This window comes from Plantibacter sp. CFBP 8775, assembly GCF_014839505.1.
In the GTDB taxonomy this organism is placed as follows: domain Bacteria; phylum Actinomycetota; class Actinomycetes; order Actinomycetales; family Microbacteriaceae; genus Plantibacter; species Plantibacter auratus.
This window is the reverse complement of the sequence record NZ_JACYNV010000001.1, coordinates 293,948-313,159: the sequence shown is the minus strand read 5'-3', so window position 1 is coordinate 313,159 and position 19,212 is coordinate 293,948. Positions and strand designations below refer to the sequence as shown.

Annotated in this window: 22 protein-coding genes; 12 read left to right on the top strand and 10 right to left on the bottom strand. The window is 69.0% G+C overall.

Annotation, left to right across the window (positions count from 1 at the left end; genetic code table 11):
- The first annotated feature begins 127 nt into the window (after positions 1 to 127).
- From IFR14_RS01485 to IFR14_RS01460, 6 genes are all read left to right on the top strand, one after another.
- Positions 128 to 1,345 (top strand): MFS transporter, encoded by a 1,218-nt coding sequence (locus IFR14_RS01485; RefSeq protein ID WP_191939988.1) that lies wholly within the window; start codon positions 128 to 130, stop codon positions 1,343 to 1,345.
- Positions 1,346 to 1,571: 226 nt separating this feature from the next.
- Positions 1,572 to 2,648, top strand: coding sequence for a phosphotransferase family protein (locus tag IFR14_RS01480; RefSeq protein WP_137242865.1), 1,077 nt, complete (start codon positions 1,572 to 1,574; stop codon positions 2,646 to 2,648).
- Between the two features lie 419 nt (positions 2,649 to 3,067).
- Positions 3,068 to 4,756 (top strand): ABC-F family ATP-binding cassette domain-containing protein, encoded by a 1,689-nt coding sequence (locus IFR14_RS01475; RefSeq protein ID WP_137242866.1) that lies wholly within the window; start codon positions 3,068 to 3,070, stop codon positions 4,754 to 4,756.
- A 39-nt stretch (positions 4,757 to 4,795) separates the two neighbouring features.
- Positions 4,796 to 4,993: an antitoxin Phd gene (locus IFR14_RS01470; RefSeq protein ID WP_137242867.1), complete on the top strand. Its 198-nt coding sequence runs from the start codon at positions 4,796 to 4,798 to the stop codon at positions 4,991 to 4,993.
- Complete coding sequence (locus IFR14_RS01465) at positions 4,990 to 5,382, top strand: type II toxin-antitoxin system death-on-curing family toxin (RefSeq protein WP_137242868.1); 393 nt, start codon at positions 4,990 to 4,992, stop codon at positions 5,380 to 5,382. The genes IFR14_RS01470 and IFR14_RS01465 overlap by 4 nt, the downstream gene beginning before the upstream one ends.
- 103 nt (positions 5,383 to 5,485) lie before the next feature.
- Complete coding sequence (locus IFR14_RS01460) at positions 5,486 to 5,761, top strand: hypothetical protein (RefSeq protein ID WP_137242869.1); 276 nt, start codon at positions 5,486 to 5,488, stop codon at positions 5,759 to 5,761.
- 18 nt (positions 5,762 to 5,779) lie between these two features.
- Here IFR14_RS01460 and IFR14_RS01455 read toward each other — a convergent pair whose 3' ends face one another.
- The 4 genes from IFR14_RS01455 to IFR14_RS01440 form a co-directional block, all read right to left on the bottom strand.
- Positions 5,780 to 6,733 carry a helix-turn-helix transcriptional regulator gene (locus IFR14_RS01455; RefSeq protein WP_137242870.1) on the bottom strand — a complete coding sequence of 318 codons (954 nt, stop codon included), beginning with the start codon at positions 6,731 to 6,733 and terminating at the stop codon, positions 5,780 to 5,782.
- Positions 6,734 to 6,810: 77 nt separating this feature from the next.
- Entirely contained in the window at positions 6,811 to 7,182 is a 372-nt protein-coding gene (locus IFR14_RS01450; protein WP_137242871.1) for a hypothetical protein, read from the bottom strand.
- An 88-nt stretch (positions 7,183 to 7,270) separates the two neighbouring features.
- Complete coding sequence (locus tag IFR14_RS01445; RefSeq protein WP_079706140.1) at positions 7,271 to 7,603, bottom strand: DUF7882 family protein; 333 nt, start codon at positions 7,601 to 7,603, stop codon at positions 7,271 to 7,273.
- A 142-nt stretch (positions 7,604 to 7,745) separates the two neighbouring features.
- Positions 7,746 to 9,302, bottom strand: coding sequence for a deoxyguanosinetriphosphate triphosphohydrolase family protein (locus IFR14_RS01440; RefSeq protein WP_137242872.1), 1,557 nt, complete (start codon positions 9,300 to 9,302; stop codon positions 7,746 to 7,748).
- Positions 9,303 to 9,341: 39 nt separating this feature from the next.
- On the opposite strand from IFR14_RS01440, the gene IFR14_RS01435 reads away from it, so the two are divergent.
- Together IFR14_RS01435 and IFR14_RS01430 are read left to right on the top strand one after the other, a co-directional pair.
- A complete protein-coding gene (locus IFR14_RS01435; RefSeq protein WP_137242873.1) occupies positions 9,342 to 9,923 on the top strand; it encodes a uracil-DNA glycosylase family protein in 582 nt (193 codons plus the stop codon).
- A gap of 61 nt (positions 9,924 to 9,984) precedes the next feature.
- On the top strand, positions 9,985 to 10,467 hold the full coding sequence (locus IFR14_RS01430) for a hypothetical protein (RefSeq protein WP_137242874.1): 483 nt from the start codon (positions 9,985 to 9,987) through the stop codon (positions 10,465 to 10,467).
- A 57-nt stretch (positions 10,468 to 10,524) separates the two neighbouring features.
- Here the strand turns inward: IFR14_RS01430 and IFR14_RS01425 are convergent, their stop codons facing one another.
- Together IFR14_RS01425 and IFR14_RS01420 are read right to left on the bottom strand one after the other, a co-directional pair.
- Positions 10,525 to 10,884 carry a VOC family protein gene (locus IFR14_RS01425; protein ID WP_137242875.1) on the bottom strand — a complete coding sequence of 120 codons (360 nt, stop codon included), beginning with the start codon at positions 10,882 to 10,884 and terminating at the stop codon, positions 10,525 to 10,527.
- A gap of 144 nt (positions 10,885 to 11,028) precedes the next feature.
- Positions 11,029 to 11,469, bottom strand: coding sequence for a hypothetical protein (locus IFR14_RS01420; protein WP_137242876.1), 441 nt, complete (start codon positions 11,467 to 11,469; stop codon positions 11,029 to 11,031).
- A gap of 285 nt (positions 11,470 to 11,754) precedes the next feature.
- Between IFR14_RS01420 and IFR14_RS01415 the strand changes: the two genes are divergently transcribed.
- Positions 11,755 to 12,207 carry an NUDIX hydrolase gene (locus tag IFR14_RS01415; RefSeq protein WP_137242877.1) on the top strand — a complete coding sequence of 151 codons (453 nt, stop codon included), beginning with the start codon at positions 11,755 to 11,757 and terminating at the stop codon, positions 12,205 to 12,207.
- 118 nt (positions 12,208 to 12,325) lie between these two features.
- Positions 12,326 to 12,883 carry a putative immunity protein gene (locus tag IFR14_RS21310; protein WP_342365618.1) on the top strand — a complete coding sequence of 186 codons (558 nt, stop codon included), beginning with the start codon at positions 12,326 to 12,328 and terminating at the stop codon, positions 12,881 to 12,883.
- Positions 12,884 to 13,171: 288 nt separating this feature from the next.
- Here the strand turns inward: IFR14_RS21310 and IFR14_RS01405 are convergent, their stop codons facing one another.
- On the bottom strand, positions 13,172 to 13,807 hold the full coding sequence (locus IFR14_RS01405; RefSeq protein WP_198425019.1) for a TetR/AcrR family transcriptional regulator: 636 nt from the start codon (positions 13,805 to 13,807) through the stop codon (positions 13,172 to 13,174).
- Between the two features lie 63 nt (positions 13,808 to 13,870).
- Between IFR14_RS01405 and IFR14_RS01400 the strand changes: the two genes are divergently transcribed.
- A complete protein-coding gene (locus tag IFR14_RS01400) occupies positions 13,871 to 14,599 on the top strand; it encodes an NAD(P)H-binding protein (protein ID WP_191939986.1) in 729 nt (242 codons plus the stop codon).
- On the opposite strand, the gene IFR14_RS01395 is transcribed toward IFR14_RS01400, so the two are convergent.
- A complete protein-coding gene (locus IFR14_RS01395; RefSeq protein ID WP_124767888.1) occupies positions 14,587 to 15,576 on the bottom strand; it encodes an aldo/keto reductase in 990 nt (329 codons plus the stop codon). The two genes, IFR14_RS01400 and IFR14_RS01395, sit on opposite strands and share 13 nt — an antisense overlap.
- 135 nt (positions 15,577 to 15,711) lie before the next feature.
- Between IFR14_RS01395 and IFR14_RS01390 the strand changes: the two genes are divergently transcribed.
- Positions 15,712 to 16,374, top strand: coding sequence for a GNAT family N-acetyltransferase (locus tag IFR14_RS01390; RefSeq protein WP_079704387.1), 663 nt, complete (start codon positions 15,712 to 15,714; stop codon positions 16,372 to 16,374).
- Positions 16,375 to 16,391: 17 nt separating this feature from the next.
- On the opposite strand, the gene IFR14_RS01385 is transcribed toward IFR14_RS01390, so the two are convergent.
- Positions 16,392 to 18,050 (bottom strand): sensor histidine kinase, encoded by a 1,659-nt coding sequence (locus IFR14_RS01385; RefSeq protein ID WP_137242881.1) that lies wholly within the window; start codon positions 18,048 to 18,050, stop codon positions 16,392 to 16,394.
- Positions 18,051 to 18,228: 178 nt separating this feature from the next.
- The gene (ctlX, locus tag IFR14_RS01380; RefSeq protein WP_137242882.1) at positions 18,229 to 19,206 is read right to left on the bottom strand and encodes a citrulline utilization hydrolase CtlX; all 978 of its coding nucleotides are present in this window, start codon (positions 19,204 to 19,206) and stop codon (positions 18,229 to 18,231) included.
- Positions 19,207 to 19,212: the final 6 nt, after the last annotated feature.

Below are 19,212 nucleotides of genomic sequence, written 5' to 3'. Positions count from 1 at the left end.
AGTTGCTTGCGCTATTACCTAGCGCGTGCAACGATATCTATCGCGCGTCTGCAACTATCAGCGTACGCGTCCCGCCTACCGGCCACCAGCACTCTCCCCACGACCCCCAGGAATCGCAGGAATCGTCATGCCACTCGGCCTCATCGCCCTCGCCCTCGGCGGCTTCGGCATCGGCCTCACGGAGTTCGTCATCATGGGGCTGCTGCCCGAGGTGGCGGCCGACTTCGGCGTCTCGGAGGCCGCAGCCGGCTGGCTCATCTCCGGCTACGCCCTGGCCGTCGTCGTCGGGGCGCTCGCCCTCACCGCGGCGGTCACCCGACTGCCGAAGAAGCCCGTCCTGCTGGCCCTGATGGTGCTCTTCATCGCCGGAAACCTCGACTCCGCACTCGCCGGTGACTACCAGGTCATGCTCGCCGGCCGCATCCTCGCCGCCCTCAGCCACGGAGCGTTCTTCGGCATCGGCTCGGTCCTGGCGGCGGCGATGGTCCCCGCCCACAAGCAGGCCGGCGCGATCGCGATCATGTTCACCGGCCTCACCGCGGCGAACGTGCTCGGCGTCCCCTTCGGCACGCTGCTCGGCCAGCACTTCGGCTGGCGCTCGACCTTCTGGGCCATCACGGTGATCGGGGTCATCGCCTTCATCGGCATCCTGGCACTCGTGCCGAAGCCGAAGCGTGACGAAGCCCCGGCGTCGCTCCTCGCCGAGCTGCGCGCGTTCCGCTCAGGCCAGGTCTGGCTCTCGATCGCTGTCACGGTCCTCGGCTACGGCGGCATGTTCGGCGCGTTCACCTACATCGCGTACACACTCACGGAGGTCAGCGGCTTCGCCTCGACCACGGTGCCGTGGCTGCTCATCCTCTTCGGCGTCGGACTCCTGGTCGGCAACATCGTGGGCGGCAAGGCGGCCGACCGGAACATCGACCGGACGCTCATCGTCGTGATCGCGGTGCTGACCGTGATCCTGGTCGCCTTCGCCGCGACCGCACAGTCGCCCGTCGCCACCGTGATCGCCCTCGTCCTCATGGGCGGCTTCGGGTTCGCGACCGTCCCCGCGCTGCAGATGCGGGTCATGCGGTACGCGTCGGCCGCTCCCACGCTCGCCTCGGGAGCGAACATCGCCGCGTTCAACCTCGGCAACGCGCTCGGCGCCTGGCTCGGCGGCGTCACGATCACCGCCGGCCTCGGCTACACCTCGCCGATCTGGGCCGGTGCGGCCATCACCCTGCTCGGCCTGATCGTCATCATCGGTGCGGCCACCGCCGCGAAGCGCTCCCGTCGTCGTCCACAACTCCTGCAGGATGAGCCCGTCGACGCCGCCCGCCAGGAGATCCCGCACCCCGTGTGAGCCGCGCGCGATTCCAGCAGGAGTTGTGGACACTCTGGGCTGCGCACCTCGACAAGCTCGGTGACCGGATGGGGCGCTCGGTGACCGGATGGGGCGCTCGGTGACCGGATGGGGGGCTCGGCAACGGGGCCGGGTGCTCGGAGACCGGGGTGGGGTGCTCGGTGACCGGGGAACGGGTGCGCAGCGAGCGGAGGGCGAAGGGCGAAGGGCGCGCTACCGTGGGCGGATGAGCCGAACCCCTCGCCCCAGTGACACCATGATCGCGGTCGCCGAGCACTGGGCGGCCGAGCGACCGGCGATGCAGCCCGGCAGCCCGACCATCACGATGCTCGGAGCTGGCACGGCGAACGAGGTCGCAGCGGTCGAACTCGACGGCGGCGAGCGCGTCATCGTGAAGCTCTCACCCGCGGACGCGGCCGGCCTCACCTACGAGCGGTCCCTCATGGCGACCGAGGCGCTCGCCCTCCGCATCCTCGGCCGTGCGGAGGTGCCGCAGCCGGAGATCGTCTTCGAGGCGACGCTCGACGGACGCGACGCCCTCGTGATGACCGAGCTCACCGGCCGGCCGGCGAACAGCACCGAGACCGTCCCCCTCGCCCGCGACGTCCTCGGCCGCACGCTGGCCCGCCTGCACGAGGCGGGACGCACGCCGTTCCACGTGGAACCAGACGACGTCGACATCCCGGCGGAGGCCGCGTCCACCGATCCATCGACCGGCCTCGCCGAGGGGAACCGATTCGGCTACCCCTTCCGCCCGGAGCTCCAGGCGGCGAGCGCCGCCGACGCCTACCGACTCGTCGTGGAGGCCGTCCTCGCCGACGCCCTGCGGTTCGAGGTCGACCTCCCGGTCGCGGCTGACGAGATCCGACACCTGATCGACAATGCGCTGCCGGCCTTCGACAGCGTGACGGAGCCGACACTCGTCCACTTCGACCTCTGGGAGGGCAACCTCCTCGTCATGCCCGAGCACGGGGCGGAGGCCGCCCAACTGACCGGCGTCATCGACCATGAGCGCGCGCACTGGGCCGACGCGACCGCCGACCTCGTCTCCCTGGCGCTCTTCACCGACGTGCCGGAGACGGTCGCCGCCGACTCGGAACTCCTCCGCGCCTACCGCGAGACCTCCGGCCGCGAGCTCCTCCCCGACGAGGACGCCCGGACCCGCGCGCGGCTGTGGTCGCTGTACCTCGCGCTCGTCATGGTGGTCGAAGGCGTCCCGCGTGGCTACGAGGGCGACTGGTTCGACGAGCACGACGCGTCGGTGCGCACGTGGATCGGTGACATCGCGGCCTCGCTCGCCTGACCCGCGCAACTCCCCCGGTCCCTGAGCCGACCTTCTCCGGTCCCTGAGCCGGCCTCCTCCGGTCCCTGAGCTTGTCGAAGGGCGGTCGTGGCACTTCGACAAGCTCAGTGGCCGGGGTGGGGCTCAGTGACCGGGGTGGGGCTCAGTGACCGGGGTGGGGCTCAGTGACCGGGGTGGGGGCTCAGTGACCGGGTGGGGGCTCAGCGACCGGGTGGGGCTCAGCGACCGGGTGGGGGCTCAGTGACCGGAGTCGGGCTCAGTGAAAGGGCAAGCTCAGTGACCGGGAGTTGTGCGCAGCGGCGGTTGCGCGCGGCCGTACCGGCGCGGCTAGACTGGTCGGCTCGCCAGGCGGTGGGCGGCCCGGCGCGAACCTGCGCGGGCCCGTTCGGGAGCGATCGGCTCCCTGGGGAGTGCGCACCATGGGCTACATCGACGTCAGCGACCTCAGCTACACGCTGAGCGACGGACGGACCCTGCTGGACGAGGTCTCGTTCCGCGTCGGCGAGGGGGCGATCGCCGCGCTCATCGGAGCGAACGGCGCCGGCAAGACGACGCTCCTGCGGATCATCCGCGGCGAACTCCAGCCCGACTCCGGGGTCGTCTCCATCGACGGCGGTCTCGGCGTGATGGACCAGTTCGTCGGTCGCGGCGACGACGACCGGACGGTCCGTGACCTCCTCGTCCAAGTCGCGCCTCCGCGGGTCCGTGCGGCGGCCGAGGCGGTCGACCGCGCCGAGCTGGCCCTCATGGAGGACGACGTCGAGGCGACGCAGATGGCCTACGCGACGACACTCGCCGAGTACGCCGACGCCGGCGGGTACGACCAGGAGGTGCTCTGGGACAGCTGCTGCGAGGCGGCACTCGGGGTGCCTTATGACCGCGCGCAGTGGCGGACGCTCGGAACGCTGTCCGGCGGCGAGCAGAAGCGGCTCGTCCTGGAAGCCCTGTTCCGCGGCCCCGAGCAGGTCCTCCTCCTCGACGAGCCCGACAACTCCCTCGACGTCCCGACGAAGCGCTGGCTCGAGGGCATGCTCGCCGAGACCCGCAAGACCGTCCTCCTCGTCTCGCACGACCGCGAGCTCCTGGCACAAGCGGCGACCCGCATCATCACCCTCGAGGTCGGCGCGGCCGGCAGCACGACGTGGACCCATGGCGCGAGCTTCCGCAGCTACCACGAGGCCCGCGACGCCCGCCTCGACCGACTCGACGAACTCCGCCGGCGCTGGGACGAGGACCGCGTGAAGCTCCGTGCACTCGTCCTGCGTCTGCGCGAGCAGGCCAAGTTCAACGACTCCATGGCCTCCCGCTACCGCGCCGCGCAGACCCGACTCGCCAAGTTCGAGGAGGCCGGTCCGCCTGAGGAGCGGCCGAAGGACCAGCAGGTCACGATGCGCCTCCGCGGCGCACGCACGGGCCGACGCGCGATCGTCTGCACCGGGCTGGAAATGACCGGCCTCATGCAGCCGTTCGACGCGGAGATCTGGTTCGGCGAGCGCATCGGCGTCCTCGGTTCGAACGGTTCGGGCAAGTCGCACTTCCTCCGGCTGCTCGCCGGCGGTGGGACGGATCCCGATCCTGGCGCGGGGCACCTCGCCGCAGCGGGCGACGCGCTCGTCCCCGTCGAGCACGACGGCCATGCCAAGCTCGGCGCGCGCGTGCAGCCGGGGTGGTTCGCGCAGTCGCACCGGCACCCCGAACTCGTCGGCCGGACCCTGCTCGACATCCTGCACCGCGGGGACGAGCACCGGTCGGGTCTCCCCCGCGAGGCCGCCAGCCGCGTGCTGGACCGCTACGGGCTGGCGAGTGCGGCCGAGCAGTCGTTCGCATCCCTCTCGGGCGGACAGCAGGCGCGCCTGCAGATCCTCCTGCTCGAACTCTCCGGTGCCACACTGCTGCTGCTCGATGAGCCGACCGACAACCTCGACCTCGTCTCGGCGGAGGCGCTCGAGCAGGGCCTGGCGGGTTTCGAGGGCACCGTGATCGCGGTCACCCACGACCGCTGGTTCGCGCGCGGCTTCGACCGCTTCCTCGTCTTCGGCTCCGACGGCCGGGTGCAGGCCTCCGACGAGCCCGTCTGGGAGGAGACCCGCGTCGACCGCGCGCGATAGCGGGTACCAGTTCAGGTACCAACGAGCTATCATCGATCCATGCCGGCACTCAACGTGACCTTCACCGACGCGGAACTCGAGCAGCTCCGCGCATCCGCCTCAAGTACGGAGACCTCCCTGAAGGTGTTCGTGCACGATGCTGCATTGGCTGCGGCGAACGACCGGAAGCGGATGATCGCCCAGCTCGCGCAGGAGGTCGCGGCGACCTCGGCCGAGCTCAACGCGCGCCTCGCGTGACCGCGTACTTCCTCGACCGCGAGGATGTCCTCACGGCCAGCGCCGCCGCGCTCGGCCACCAGCCTGCCGTCCGGGATTTCGGACTTCTCGACGCTGCAGTCGCCCGGCCACAGAGCACTGTTTTCGGACTCGACGCCTACCCGGACAACTTCCTCAAAGCGGCAGCCCTACTGCACTCCATAGCTCGCAATCATGCTTTCGTCGACGGAAACAAGCGCACTGCTTGGGCGTCTGCGTGGGTGTTCCTCGGCGTAAACGGCATCCGGCTCAGCCACGGTTTCGACGTGGATGCAGCGGAGGCGTTCATGAACAGCGTCGCCACAGGTGACGGGGAGCTCGCATTCGTCGCATCCGTGCTGCGCAGTTTCGCCGCCCAGGAGGAAGACTGAGGCGACACCCCCCTGCATGAGTCGCCGCCTTGGTCAACCCACCGCCATCCTCAGGACCGTTCCCTACGCTGGCATCAACAACCCGAGCTCGGAGGTGATGGTCATGCAGTACAGCATCGCCATCGGCCGTGCCACCTACGACATCGAACCGGGTGTCGATCTGCCTGCGCTCATGTCCGAGATCGAATCCGCCGTCCAAGCCGGTGGCCGATTCGTCCGGGTGCCGCTCTCCTCCGACCGGACCATCGACGTGCTCGCCAGCCCTGGCCTGCACATCACGGTGGAGTCGTTCGCGAACCGTGCGCTGGAGATCGTCCCCACGATCGAGACGGGAAACCTGTCCGGTCTCGACGAATACGACGAGTTCGGCGAGTTCTGACCCGACCGTCCTCGACGGCTACGAACCGAGCGTCGTGCTCGGATACTCGCCGAAGCGGTTGGTGTACGAGGCGGAGAAGCGTCCGAGGTGGGCGAACCCCCATCGGTTGGCGATCTCGGCGACCGTGGCACGCCCTGGGTCGGCTTTGCGAAGCTCCTCCTGCACCCGGTCGAGTCGGACGCGCCTGAGGTAGTCGATCGCCGTGATGTCGTGCTCCTTGCGGAAGGCACTCTGCAGACTGCGCTGACTCATGCCGGTCGCCTCCGCCACGTCCTCGGTGCGGATGGGGAGGTGCGCGTTGGCGATCATGAACTCGACGGCGGCGCGGGTCTTCCCGCCGTTCGGTACCCCGATCTCGACCGGTGCGTGGAGCGCGGTGTGCGGGAAGGTCTCCAGGAGCGCGACCGCCGCCGCACGGTTCGCCTCGGCCCGCAGGAGCGCTGGACTCGTGTCGTCATAGATGACCCGGGCGACGGACGTCACCGAAGCGGCCCACCGGCGGAGCTGCTCACCGGTCGGTCGGGCTGTCGTGTCGAAGAGGATCGGGCCGCTCGTACCCTCCACCTCGCCGGCCACCCGCTCGAGGAAGCTCCCGTCGAAGTGCATGAGGTTCTGCCGGTAGTCCGTGAAGTCGAATTCGGCGAGCCGGTTGTTCGCGAACATGGCCGGCTGCCCGTGCACGAGCCGCACCGGATCACCGGCGAGGTCGGTGGCGCCGCTGCCTCCGGTCAACCAGGAGACGATGTACTCGCCCTGCGTCAGGACCGTGCCCGTGACATGGCCGTCGAACTGGGTGCCGCGCAGGGTCAGCTCGTCGTCGCCGATGGCGGTGTACCGGAAGGTGAACTCCGACTCGGTGGGTTCGATGACCATCTCGCCGGCGTTGTAGGCGCCGGTGAACAGGTCGCGGGCCTCATCGACGTCGCGACCTGCGACCTCGGACCGCTCGGCGGGTCCCGTGTGTTCGCTCATCGCTCATAGAATCTCACGACGGTGCCGAACTGTCACCCTCGACGGGGGCGTCCGGACGTGGAGCAGTCCACTCGATGTCAGGCGGTCCCTTGCAGGAAGCCGTGCTCCGCGCCCAGGACGTCGGTCATCGCGGACGACGTGATGCTGGCGAAGCGCGGCAGGATCGTCGTCTCGTGGACGGCGGTCGGCCGCTCGGACCAGACGGTCACGACGATCAGTCCACCCTCGGCGCGGAGCGACCACGCGACGATGTGCCGGGTGAGGACGCGGACGGTGTCGCCGTCGACGTCCAGCGCGATGGCTACACGGCTGAGTGACAGGCCGCCACCCGACTCGGCGCTGACGTGCGAGGTCTCGAAGACGATGTCGGTGCGGTCGAGCAGTCGGCCCGTCGTGCGCGCATCATCCAGGTCGAGGAAGTCGGGCGCGCTCGGAGACCAGGTCGTCACGGTCCCACCCCCAACTGGTGTTTCACAGATGCCCGACGGCCGGAGCTCGTCGTTGCGTTGATCGATCCGCCGAAGCGGACGCTCGGACCTAGGCCGCGGACTCGACGCGTTTTGCGGCGCCGGCTGCCGGCTCAGGGACGACACGCATGCCCTTGGCGCTGTTGGCCTGCTCGAGGAGCGCGGCCAACCACTCACGGTTGAGCTCAGGGGCGCGGCTGCCGTAGAAGGAGAACTGGAGGGGGATCATCGGGTTCAGCCAGAGCGACTGACGTCCGGTCCCACGGCCGGGGACGGCTTCGAGGTGGAACGCGAAGCTCTCGTTGCGTCGGAACTTGGTGAAGATGACCGTCTGCAGGTGAGCGAGCAGTCGGTCTTCGATCTCGTGCGGGGTCGGAGGGGTTCCGTAGAGGAGGTTTCCCATGAGGCGCGCCATCCGTTCTGTTTCGGTTCCGGGCTGGTTCCCGGCGCCGTTGATAACGCTAGATGTTCTAGCGATCCCCCGCTCTGACCTATCCGAAATGCGTCGGGTATCGCCCAGAACCGGGTCGGCGTTCAGGCTGCGCTCAGCTGCCGAAGGCCCAGGCCTCGCGGTCCCCGCGCAGTCTGGCGGCGAGCGCCGTCGCCTGTTCGTCGGTCAGCGACGCGACGTAGTCGAGGATGCCGCGCGCCCGACCGAGGCGGCCCAGGGCGCGAGGGTCGCTCTGCGGGCGGCCGCTGTCGGACTCGGGGTCGGCCGGAAGCCAGTCGGGGTTGTCCGCCCGCAGGCGGAAGTAGCCGTCGGTGGCGAGTTCGACGAAGTCGAGCAGCTTCTGCGGCGCGCGCGGGCCGTCGCGCGGGTCGTCGAGCCAGCTGTCCAGTTCGGTGACGAGCACGTCGAGCACCCGCGACTGGCCGCGCTGGTAGGTGGCGAAGTCCGGCCGGTCGATCACGAACCGGGTGTGGACGAACTTCAGCACGGTGACGTCGTGCCACGCCTCGGGTAGGAGCGACACGTGGCCGGAGCGCACGTTCGGCTCCTCGACGACGAGGACGGAGCGCTGGAGGCGACCGATCCAGGACGACACGAACGACTCGATGGCGCGTTCGGTGCGGCTGGAACCGTCGAAGGGGACGGCGAGGAGTCCTTCGACGAGCTCGGTCGCGACCCGCTGGACCGAGGCCCGAAAGTGCTCGTCGCTGGCGATCCACGGGTCGCGTGAGACGATCCGCCGGCGCAACAGTTCGAGCGAGTGGCCGGGTGCGCGGCTCCAGAGTTCGTCGGCGTCGAGCGCGGCGAGGGTGTGCTGATCGCGGAGGAAGGTGCGGAACTCGACCGCCACCGCCGCCTGCTGCAGGACGCCGGCCCGGTAGAAGTCGTCGAGGTCGTGCAGGGAGTAGGCGATGTCGTCGGCGACGTCCATCACGGAGCACTCGACGGTCTGCTGCCAGGGCGCGATCGCGGTGAATGCGCTGCGGGCGTCGAGCATGTCGTCGAGGTCGAGCGTGTAGGCGGAAAATTTCGGCGGTGCGGTCTCCCAGCGGCTGGCGGTGGACCCGCGCGGCATGCGGGTGGGGTCTGCCGGGTCGAGGTCGGGGCGGTGGATGGTGCGACCCCAGGGGTACTTGAGCACCGCGGCGCGGGAGGCTGCCGTGAGGTTGAGGCCCTCCTTCACCGTCTCGCACACGTCGAGCGCGGAGAGGATGCGGAACGACTGCGCGTTGCCCTCGAAGCCTTCCGCGAGACCGAGTCGCTCGCGGGCCAGGCGGTCGAGGACCTGCTCGCCGAGGTGGCCGAACGGCGGGTGGCCGAGGTCGTGGGCGGAGGCGGCGGCCTGCACCACGACCGGGTCGCAACCGCCGAGACGCTCGACGATGGCGTTCTGCTCGGGATCCGTCGTGGTGAGTTGCATCGCGATGGCACGGGCGACCGCGGTCACCTTGATGGAGTGCGTGAGCCGGTTGTGGACGACCTGGCCGACGCCGGAGGGCGAGACGACCTGCGTCACCGCGGACAACCGCGCGAAGTACGGGGAGAACCGGATGCGCTCGAGGTCGACCCGGTACTCGGGGTACTCCTCGCCGGTCGCGAACCGGTCCACCGGCTCGGGGATGAGTCGCCGTCGCCGCTGGTCGTCGTCCATCCCCTCACTGTATTGCGCGGCGGGTGGGAGACTGTAGGGATGCATCCGATCGATCGACTCCGAGCCGAGGTCGCCGCGCACGAGTCGAACGCCTGGGCCACCGAGCTCGGGTGGGAACCGCTCTTCGTCGCCTCCCCGGAGGCGCGGGTCCTCATCATCAGTCAGGCGCCTGGTCGCCTGGCGCAGGAGTCGGGCATCCCGTGGAACGACCCGAGCGGCGTCCTCCTCCGCTCCTGGATGGGCGTGACGCCCGAAGAGTTCTACGACCCGGCGAACGTCGCGATCGTCCCGATGGACTTCTACTTCCCGGGCAAGGGGACGAGCGGCGACCTGCCGCCGCGCCGGGACTTCGCGCCGCGCTGGCATCCGCGCCTGCTCGAGCAGCTGACCGAGGTGCGCTTGACGATCCTCATCGGCGCCTACGCCCAGCGCGCCTACCTCGGACCGCGGGCCGGTCGCACCCTGACGGAGAACGTCCGGTCCGCGGAGACCCACCTCCCGCTCTTCCCGATCGTGCACCCGTCACCGCTCGCACGCGGCTGGCGCAGCAAGAACCCCTGGTTCCAGGAGGAGACGGTCCCGCTCCTGGCCGCGCAGGTGCGGTCGGCGCTCACGGCGTGACGAATAGGCTGATGAAGATGCCGGGACATCGGCGTCTGATCGAACGAACGAGGGGCACGTCGTGAGCGACGAACCGAACACCGGCGACGGAATGGGGCTGCCGGTCGAACCGCCATCGGCGCAGAGCTCAGCCACAGTGCCCGCCGTGTCGGACCCCGGATCCGTGTCAGCCGCCGAAACCGGAGCAGCCGACCAGGACGGACCGGTCACCGGACGAGCGTCCGGCGTCGGCATCACGCTGCTCCTGTTCGGGCTGCTGGTCGCGAGCTGGCTCGTCCAACTCTCGTTCGCGCTGCAGGGCGAGTTCGGTCCGTCCGAGGACCGGCTCAGCGGCGGCGGAATGCTCGTCGGGTTCGTGCTCGGCGCCGCGATCGCGATCGGTTCGCCCATCGTCGTGCTCATCCTGCAGGCGCGGGTCCACAAGCGGACACCTCGGCACTCGATCGTCGCCGCCGTCGGGGCGATCGTGGTCCTCGTCATCGCTGTGCCGATCAACGCCGTGGTGGTGGGCCTCCAGGCCGTTAGCGTCATCAGCGGAGGCTAGGACCACGTCGCCAAGGATGCGAGCGCGCGTTCGCGGCCGATGAGGTGGACGAGGCAGCTATTCGAGGACTTCCCAGAGTTCGATCGGGAGGCCCTCGGGGTCGTGAATGCGGACAAATCGGCCGTATTCCGTCTCCCACTCGGTTCGACGCTCGACGGCGATCCCGGCTCCCTCAAGATGCTCCGTCAGGGCGTCCAAGTCGCTCACGCGAAGGTTGAGCATGAACGGCTGGTCGTGCGCGAACGACTCGCTCGTCCCCGCAACCGGCGCGAAGACGGTCATGCCGGCCTCCTGCATCCAGACGGCGTCTTCGCCCTCTGCGCCGGCTTCAAGGCTGAGATGCTCGCGGTACCAGGCCGCACGCGCCGACGGGTCATGACTGCGGAAGAACAACCCGCCGATGCCGAGAACGCCCATGGGGTGAGCTTATCGACGCGAGGAACTCCGCGACCCCGACGCAGGCTCGAGATCGGTGCTGCGGGACATCAGGACATACGGTGCACGTCCGCTGTGGTCCGTGATGGTCGATTGCGGCTCGAACGCTTTCGGCCTCATCTCGCTTCAGCAGGGAATGCCCGCGCGTTCACAATCGGCCCACTGCTCCGGCCGGCGCTGCTTGAGCCATGCGATGAGCTCACCGTAGCCGCGGTAGCCGGTGAACACGACGAACTGTTTCTTGCGGCGTTCATCCCACGCGGTGAGGCTGATGAAGGTCGGCCCGCCTCCCTGCGACTGTGACCCGAAACGCAGGGTGTGGATGTCGCCGACCTGCCGCTGGCGGTACCGGCCGAAGCCCGACTTCACGTCGAGATGCCGGTCGTACGCCTTGATGCGGCCGGCGCTGAGCAAGAGGCCGAACACGAAGACCAGTCCGCCGCCGCCCACGAAGAAGAGCAGGAAGAACCCGAAGCTGGATACGCCGTCCTCCGCGTCGGACAGCAGCTCGCCGAGCCCGCCGAATAGCCCGATCGCGGCGACGAGCCCGCCGAGGATCTCGAACATCAGCGACTGGTACCGAGGCCGCCGGACCACGAACAACGGCTTGGCGCCCTCGCGCGTCGCCGTGCCACCCCAGGTGTTGATGCTGTCGCTCATCGTTACCCCCGCAGCCCCGCGGCCCACGGTACCGGACTGCGAGAGGAATCGTCACTCCGAACGACCCCTTTGACCGCCGCTCCGAGGTCCCCGCGCTCACGGTGACCAGCGAGACGAACGAGCACGGAATGGGAAACCGTCGTTGACGGCGGGTGTGTTGGTCTCCGGTCAGCGGCATAGGGTTTGACTCCTATGAGCCACTTCTCCGTTGTTCCCGCGTCGTATGTCTTCCTGTGCCGCGATCAAACCGTCCTGCTGCAGCGGCGGCAGAACACCGGCTACATGGACGATTGCTGGTCAGCGGGTGCCGCCGGTCATGTGGAGCTTGGTGAAACTGCGGCGTCTGCCGCAATCCGCGAGGCGAGGGAAGAACTCGGCGTCCAGGTGGTACCCGAGGCGCTATCGGCCGTGGCTGTCATGCAGCGCACCGATGGCACAGCGAACTCGCTGGAACAGCGCGTCGACTGGTTCTTCGTCTGCGACGTCTGGGGTGGCGAACCACTGATCCGAGAACCAACCAAGTGCGCAGAACTGTCGTGGTTTCACCTCGACGATCTGCCGGTCAACCTGCCCCCTCACGAGCGACTTGCAATGGACGCCCTGCGCGAGGGGCGCAGATCAGCGGTCCTCACGTTCGGGTTCTGACCACCCGCAGCGAGACTGTCCGGCCTTCCACCTGTTGCATCACATGTTGACCTGATCCTTCGTGAACACACCAACCCCCAGATCGATTCTGGGTGGCGCGCGACCAGTTGAGACCACCATGATTTCCGGGCCACTTCCAATACGTACGCGCGCACTCTCGGGACACAACCTGTGTCGGGCTGATCGTTCTCCGTCTGATCCCTGCGACGATCGAGGAGTGAGCGAAGAGCCGAAACCGAAGTGGGCAAACCCTGAGCCGGCAATCCATCACGCGATCGCGCTGTGGGCGGCGAACTGCGCGGAGCGAGCTCTACCGATCTTCGAACAACAGCGCCCCGGTGACGATCGACCACGCGCAGCGATCGCGGCACTCCGAGCTTGGGAACGCGGTGAACTTCCGATGACGGCGTGCCGCACCGCTGCGTTCGCAGCACATGCGGCCGCACGCGACGCGACCGAAACAGGAGCATTCGCCGCCGTCGCCGCTGCTCGTGCAGCCGGTCAGGCATGCGCGGTAGCCCACATGTTCGACCACGCTCCGCACGCTGCGACCTACGCCGCGAAAGCCGTGGGCCTCAACGGGGACGATCAGGCCGCTCAGGAAGCTGAGCGTGCCTGGCAGTGGGAGAACCTGGCACCCGAGCTGCGCCCGATCGGCTTCCCCAAGGGTCGGTGACCGACCCCGTCGCCGGGAAGGCATCCGAAGGTCGCGACAGCGAAGAGTCCGTTGTCGCATCGAGCCCGAGCGGCTCGTCGCGAGCCGCTCTTACAGACCGGCGATTTCAGCCGATCGCACGACGAAGTACACGAGGATGGCGACGAATGCCACGACGAGGACGGCGGCGGTCCAGAACATCACGATGCGAAGCCGTCGTATCTGTGGAGATTCGCCGGGTCGATTCCAGGGTGCGCGAGCCATGGAGCAACCATAGCGGGGGGCGGCCCACGCTGAGCAAGCCGCCGCTCAGGTGCCGAGCTCTCGAGTCGCATCGGGAACGGCCGAGGCGGACGCGACGGCCCGAACCACCGCTGCGAGGGTCGCGCAGGCCTGAGCTGTTGAGAGCGACCCGGACATGACACTTCGGGCGAGGGCGTCCCCGGCGCCGGGGATGGCACTCAACGGCGCCGGGTCGAATGCGCCTGTCCAGGGTTCCAGCGCCTCGCGACAGATCTCGAGATACGCCAGCTCCGCCTCGGATCGGAGGGCATTCAACGTCGTCGATCCGCGAAGTGCGGACACGACGGCTGCAAGCTCCATCCCTTCCGCGATGCAGCAGCCGATGTAGGCCTCGGCGACCAAGTCCGCGACGGCGGTGAGATCCAGCGGTGCACCCGCGAGCACCGCGACCAGGGCGTCTCGCTGATGGGATTCGAAGGCCCGGTAGGCCTCGGACAGCAAGCCCGACAGATCGCCGAAATGGTCGTACGCCACGGGCTTCGTCACACCGGCGTGCGCAGCCACCCGCGCCAGCGTGACATCCGACAGGTCATGCGTGCGGAGGAGGTCGCGGAACGCATCAAGCAACTGCGCGTGGCGCGCGTCCCACGAGAGGCGACGTCTCGGCCCAGAGCTGAAGCTGTCGTCCGCGGCGGTGTCCATTCCTCGATCCTATCTACTTTTAGTAAGTTACTATTGGTAAGTAATGGATCGAGAGGATCACCCATGACGTCACGAGACGCCACCGCCGCGACCGAGAACGCATCCCACGACGATTCAGCCGCACCCACCACGCGCGTGTTCATCTTCGGGATCACGGGCAGAGTCGGTCGCCTCCTGGCGACCCGGCTCCGCGCCAGAGGTGTCGTCGTCTCAGGCCTCACGAGGTCGCCGTTGCCGGCTCCCGCCCTCGAGGCCAATGGAGTGACGACCGTCACCGGCGAGCTCGGGGTCGCCACCACGGAGGAGATCACGGCGATGATCTCGGACTGGGACGTCATCGTCTTCGCGGCAGGGTCGAACGCCGGACCCCAGAGCGTGACGGACGACATCGACGACGCGGCGCTCCAGCGCGTGTCGGAAGCGGTCACTGCGTCACCGGGGAAGCGCCTCATACTGCTGTCCGTCCTGCCGGAGGCCTGGCGCGAACGGCAGCTGAGCGACGACGAAGAGCACTACTTCGCCGTCAAGAAGCGGGCGGAGGTCGCGCTCACCCGCGAGCCGATCGACTGGGTCATCCTCCGCCCGTCACTGCTGACCGATGACCCGGCCCGGGGAACGGTCGCCCTGGGGCCCGCCGAGCTCCACGACGAGATCACGCGCGAAGACGTGGCTGCGGTCCTCGAGGCACTCATCCTCGAGCCGAACATCAGCCGACGGATCCTCGAACTGAACGCCGGGCCGACCGCCATCACCGAGGCGGTCGGCCGCATCGCACGCGCCTACCAGGCGTAGGCCTCCGGGGCCTGGCCACCGGGGCCGGGGAAGAGCTCGTCGAGGGCGGTGAGGTCGTCGGCGCTCAGTTCGATGTCGACTGCTGCGACGGCGGACTCCAGCTGCTCGATCGTGCGCGGTCCGATGATCGGGCCGGTGACGCCGGGCTGGTGCAGGAGCCACGCGAGACCGAGGGACGCCGAGGTCCAGCCACGCTCGGCCGCGAAACGGTCGTAGGCGTCGAGCTGGTCCTGCTGCTTGGCTCGGGCCTCGGTGATGCGGGACTCGCCCGATCGAGCGCGCTTGTCGGAGGAGCCGCCGCTCAGCAGCCCGCCCGACAACGGCGACCAGGGCAGGATGCCGAGCCCGTAGTGCTGCGCGGCGGGGATGACCTCGAGTTCTATCGAGCGCTGCGCGAGGTTGTAGAGCGACTGCTCGCTGACGAGGCCGAGGAAGTGCCGCTGTGATGCGACCTCGTTCGCCTGCGCGATGTTCCACGCCGCGAAGTTCGAGCTACCGGTGTAGACGACCTCGCCGCGCGCGACGAGCACCTCCATCGCCTGCCACAGCTCCTGCCAGGAGATGTGCCGGTCGATGTGGTGGAACTGGTACAGGTCGATCCGGTCCGTCTGCAGTCGTTCCAGGGAGGCGATCGCCTCACGACGGACCTGCCAGGCCGACGCGCCACGGGCGTTCACGACGTCCGAGCCATCGTCGTTCGGGGCGACCATGGGCGAGTGGACCTTCGTCGCCAGGACGATGTCGTCACGGACGCCGGGACGGGCTGCGAACCACCGGCCGATGATCTCCTCCGTCGCCCCACGACCGGCGCTGCCGCCGTAGGCGTTGGCGGTGTCGAAGAAGTTGACGCCGAGGTCGAACGCCCGGTCCATGATCGCGAACGAGTCCTCCTCGCTGGTCCGGTCGCCGAAGTTCATCGTGCCGAGCACGATCCGGGAGACCGCCGTCCCCGTGCGGCCGAGGTGCGTGTACTTCATCGTTGAGCCCTTCTCATCGTCGAACCGGGCCGCGATCCCGCGGCGCGTCGAGTGTGTCACGGAAGCCGTCCCCGGCACCCCCGGCTCGACAGGGCGGCCTCGACCGGCTACAGCCCGAGGCGATACCGTGGCCTGATGCTCAGCCTCACCGACGTCTGGCCGCTCTTCGGCCTGGAGATCCGCACGCCGAGACTCGTCCTGCGCCTCGTACGCGACGAGGACCTCCCCGGATTGATCGAAGCCGCCCTCGCCGGCATCCACGATCCCGCCGTCATGCCGTTCTCCACGCCGTGGACCGACCAGCCGCGCGAACAACTCATCCGCGAGACCGCGCGGCACCTCTGGACCCAGCGTGCAGGCGCGACGCCGTCGTCCTGGACGCTCAACCTCGCGATCCTCCTGGACGGGACGCCGATCGGTCTGCAGGACATCGGCGCCCGCGACTTCGCCGTCACCCGGACGGTCGGGAGCGGTTCATGGTTGACGCAGGCACAGCAGGGCAAGGGGCTCGGCATCGAGATGCGGGCGGGCATGCTGCAGTTCGCGTTCGACCACCTCGACGCGCAGGTCGCGGTGTCGGACGCGGCCGTCTGGAACGGCGCATCGCTGGGCGTCTCGCGACGACTCGGCTATCGGGACAACGGCCTCCAACGCTTCATCGGCCGTCCGGGCGAACTTGTCGAGTCGCAGGGCCTCCGACTGCACCGCGACGAGTTCGTGCGACCCGACTGGACCGCCGAGGTCACCGGACTCGATGCGGCACGGTCGGCGCTCCTCGGCGAGCCGTCAGCAGACTGAGGGCGCCAGTGTCCGCGTCATCGTAACGGGATGACCGACGGCTCCAGCGGCAGGACGAGGGTCGCAACGGTCGCACCGGGGGCGCTGGCCGTAGCGGGACAACTCCGCAGGGTCACGGAACCGCCGTGCGCGTCAGCGATCGCCCGCGCCGCCGGCAGGCCGAGGCCTACGCCCTGCACCGCCTGGTCCCGGGCGTAGTCGGCCCGGTAGAACTTGTCGAAGGCCTGACGGAGTTCGTCGGCGCTCATCCCGACGCCCGTGTCGCTGACGGTCACCTCGACGTGCCCGGCACCCGGCTCGACGACCACGTCGACCGTCCCATCGCCCGGCGTGAACTTCACGGCGTTGGCGACGAGCTCGGTGACCGCGCGGTGGACCTGCTCGGGGTCCGCAGAGACGACCGCCGCCGCATCGGCGTGCAGTCGGACGACCGGACCGGAGACTCCCGCGGTCGCCGTCTCGATCGCACGCGCGGCGACGTCAGTGAGGTCGATACGGCTCGGCTCGATCTGGACCGTGGAGTCCGACGCGGCCAGCAGCTCCTGCACGCGCTGCTCGAGCGCGACCGCGTTGCGCTGGACCACCCGCAGGGCCGGAAGGAGTCCGGGGGCGTCGGCCTCGGCGTCGTCCATGATCAGTTCGAGGTAACCGTGGATGGAGGTGAGCGGTGTCCGCAGCTCGTGCGACACCGTCGTGAGGAACGCCTCACGGACGTTGATCGCGTTCGCGAGTTCGGTGACGTCGTGCGCGACGATGACCGTCCCCAGGTGCGTGTCGCCGTTCCGGACCACCCGGGTGGAACTCGCCAGGATCGCCCGCTGGCGGCCGGCCTCCCCCACCCATTCGAGGTGGTTCGACAGCAGCTCGCCGCGGAGCGCTCTCGGGATGATCTGCTCGTCGAACGGGATGGGCGTCCGACGGTCGGCCTGGAGGACGTGCGGACCGGCGTAGGGCGGGGTGTCGAGTCGGAACCCGACGGCGCTGACCATGTCGACGGCGTGCGCGTTGGCCAGACGCAGGGTGCCGTCGGCGGTGTAGAAGGCGACGCCGGCGTCGACCGTCTCGAGGATCGACTCGGCGAGCGCCTCAGCATCGAGGGCCCTCGCGAGCGAGACTTCGAGCTCCGCCGCCTGCTCCCGGATCGCCCGCTGGCCCCGTCGCAGTTGGCGGGCGCCGATGTTGACCGCAACGGCGATGCCGATCGTGAGCAACGGCAGCAGGGCCACGTTCAGCCAGTCCACGGCGCTGGTCGGCGTGCGCGCACGGAGCAGGTAGGGGGCACTGCTGATGAACAGGGTCCCCACGACAGCCAGGATGATCATCCGCGGGGTGAACCCGAACGCCAGCCAGAGCACGGGGAAGATGCAGAGGAGGCTCGCGCCCGGAGTCACGCTGATGAGCTCGAGCCGGATGCTCGCGACGGCCAGGAGGTCGAGGACGGCGATGACGGCCATCGCGTGCGTCGGCCAGCGTTCCCAGGGCAGGAAGCCCGCCAGGAGGGTGCTGACCGCCGCGAGCGCGGTACCCGCTAGTACTGGGACCGTGAAGAATCGCTCAGGCAACACGACCGCGACCAGCACGGCGACGATGCCGAAGGCGATCGCGAACGGGAGCTGTGCGCGGGCGAACACCCGGAGTCGGCCGCGTCGAGAGGCTTCATGTTCCAACAGCGGCATGATCGCCCACTCTCTGCAGCTCGGTCAGAGAGGACGTCGGCCGGATTCCACGTCGATCAGCTGATCGATCGTCAATCTAGCCCATGCGCACGCGATCAGCCATCGGCGGAGGCCTGGAGCGCCGAGGCACCGCGTCCCGCGGACAGATTTGCGTTAATCGGATCACCGATCAGTGGAATCAGGAGCGGGCGAGCTGAGGGGTCGGTGCCAGGTCGGAAGCCGTCACCGCAGGCCGACGGTCCAGGTGGATCCCGGCGATCATGCAGCGGACGGAACCTCCGGCGAGCTCGATGGTCGGCACGTCCAGTGGCAGGATCCGGCAGCTGCGCTCGATGACCGCCAACTGATCCGCCCGCAGGCTCTGCACGGCCCGGCTCGAGATCGCGAGGAGACGCTCCCCCGTCGCCGACCGCAGCTCGATCGCGTTGCCGGCGAAGTCGCAGACCTGCCCGTAGTCGAGATCGACGATCGTCCGTCCGTGAGCCGTGAGCCGCTCGACCACCTGATCGCGTCGCGCCGGCGAGGCGATCAGGTCGAGACCGACGAGCGCGAACTCGGTCGCCACGCCCATCATGACGTTGGTGTGGTAGATCGGGACCCCGTGCGGGTCGACCGCGTCGAAGACGAGCGGCTCGTAGCCGAAGTTGGTGCAGAACCGTTCGAGGGCGATCGGGTCGGCCCGGTGGGATCGCGCGACGAACGCCACCCGGGCCGCGTGGTCGAGCACCATCGCACCGGTGCCCTCGAGGAACACGTCGTCGAGCTCCAGCCCCGAGTAGTCGATGACGTCCTGCACGCGGTACTCGCGCTTCAACATCTCGACGATGTCCCAGCGACGCTCCCGTCGGCGGTTCACCGCGTACATCGGATAGACCGCCAGGTGCCCGCCCGCATGAGTGGACAGCCAGTTGTTGGGGAAGACGCTGTCGGGGCGGTCCGGGTCCTCGTCGTCGAACAGGTGGACGCGGACGCCCGCCGCATCGAGCGCCTGCGCCACGGCGGTGACCTCGTCGAACGCCGCGTGAGCAACCCCGGCCACGGACGCCGACGGGACGCCGTCCGCCACCTGGAAGACGTTGTCGGCCGCGGTCAGCGGGTTCGGCGTGAACCGGTGCGGCCGGATGAGCACCACGGCCGACGGCGCCTGCACGGACATGTCGGA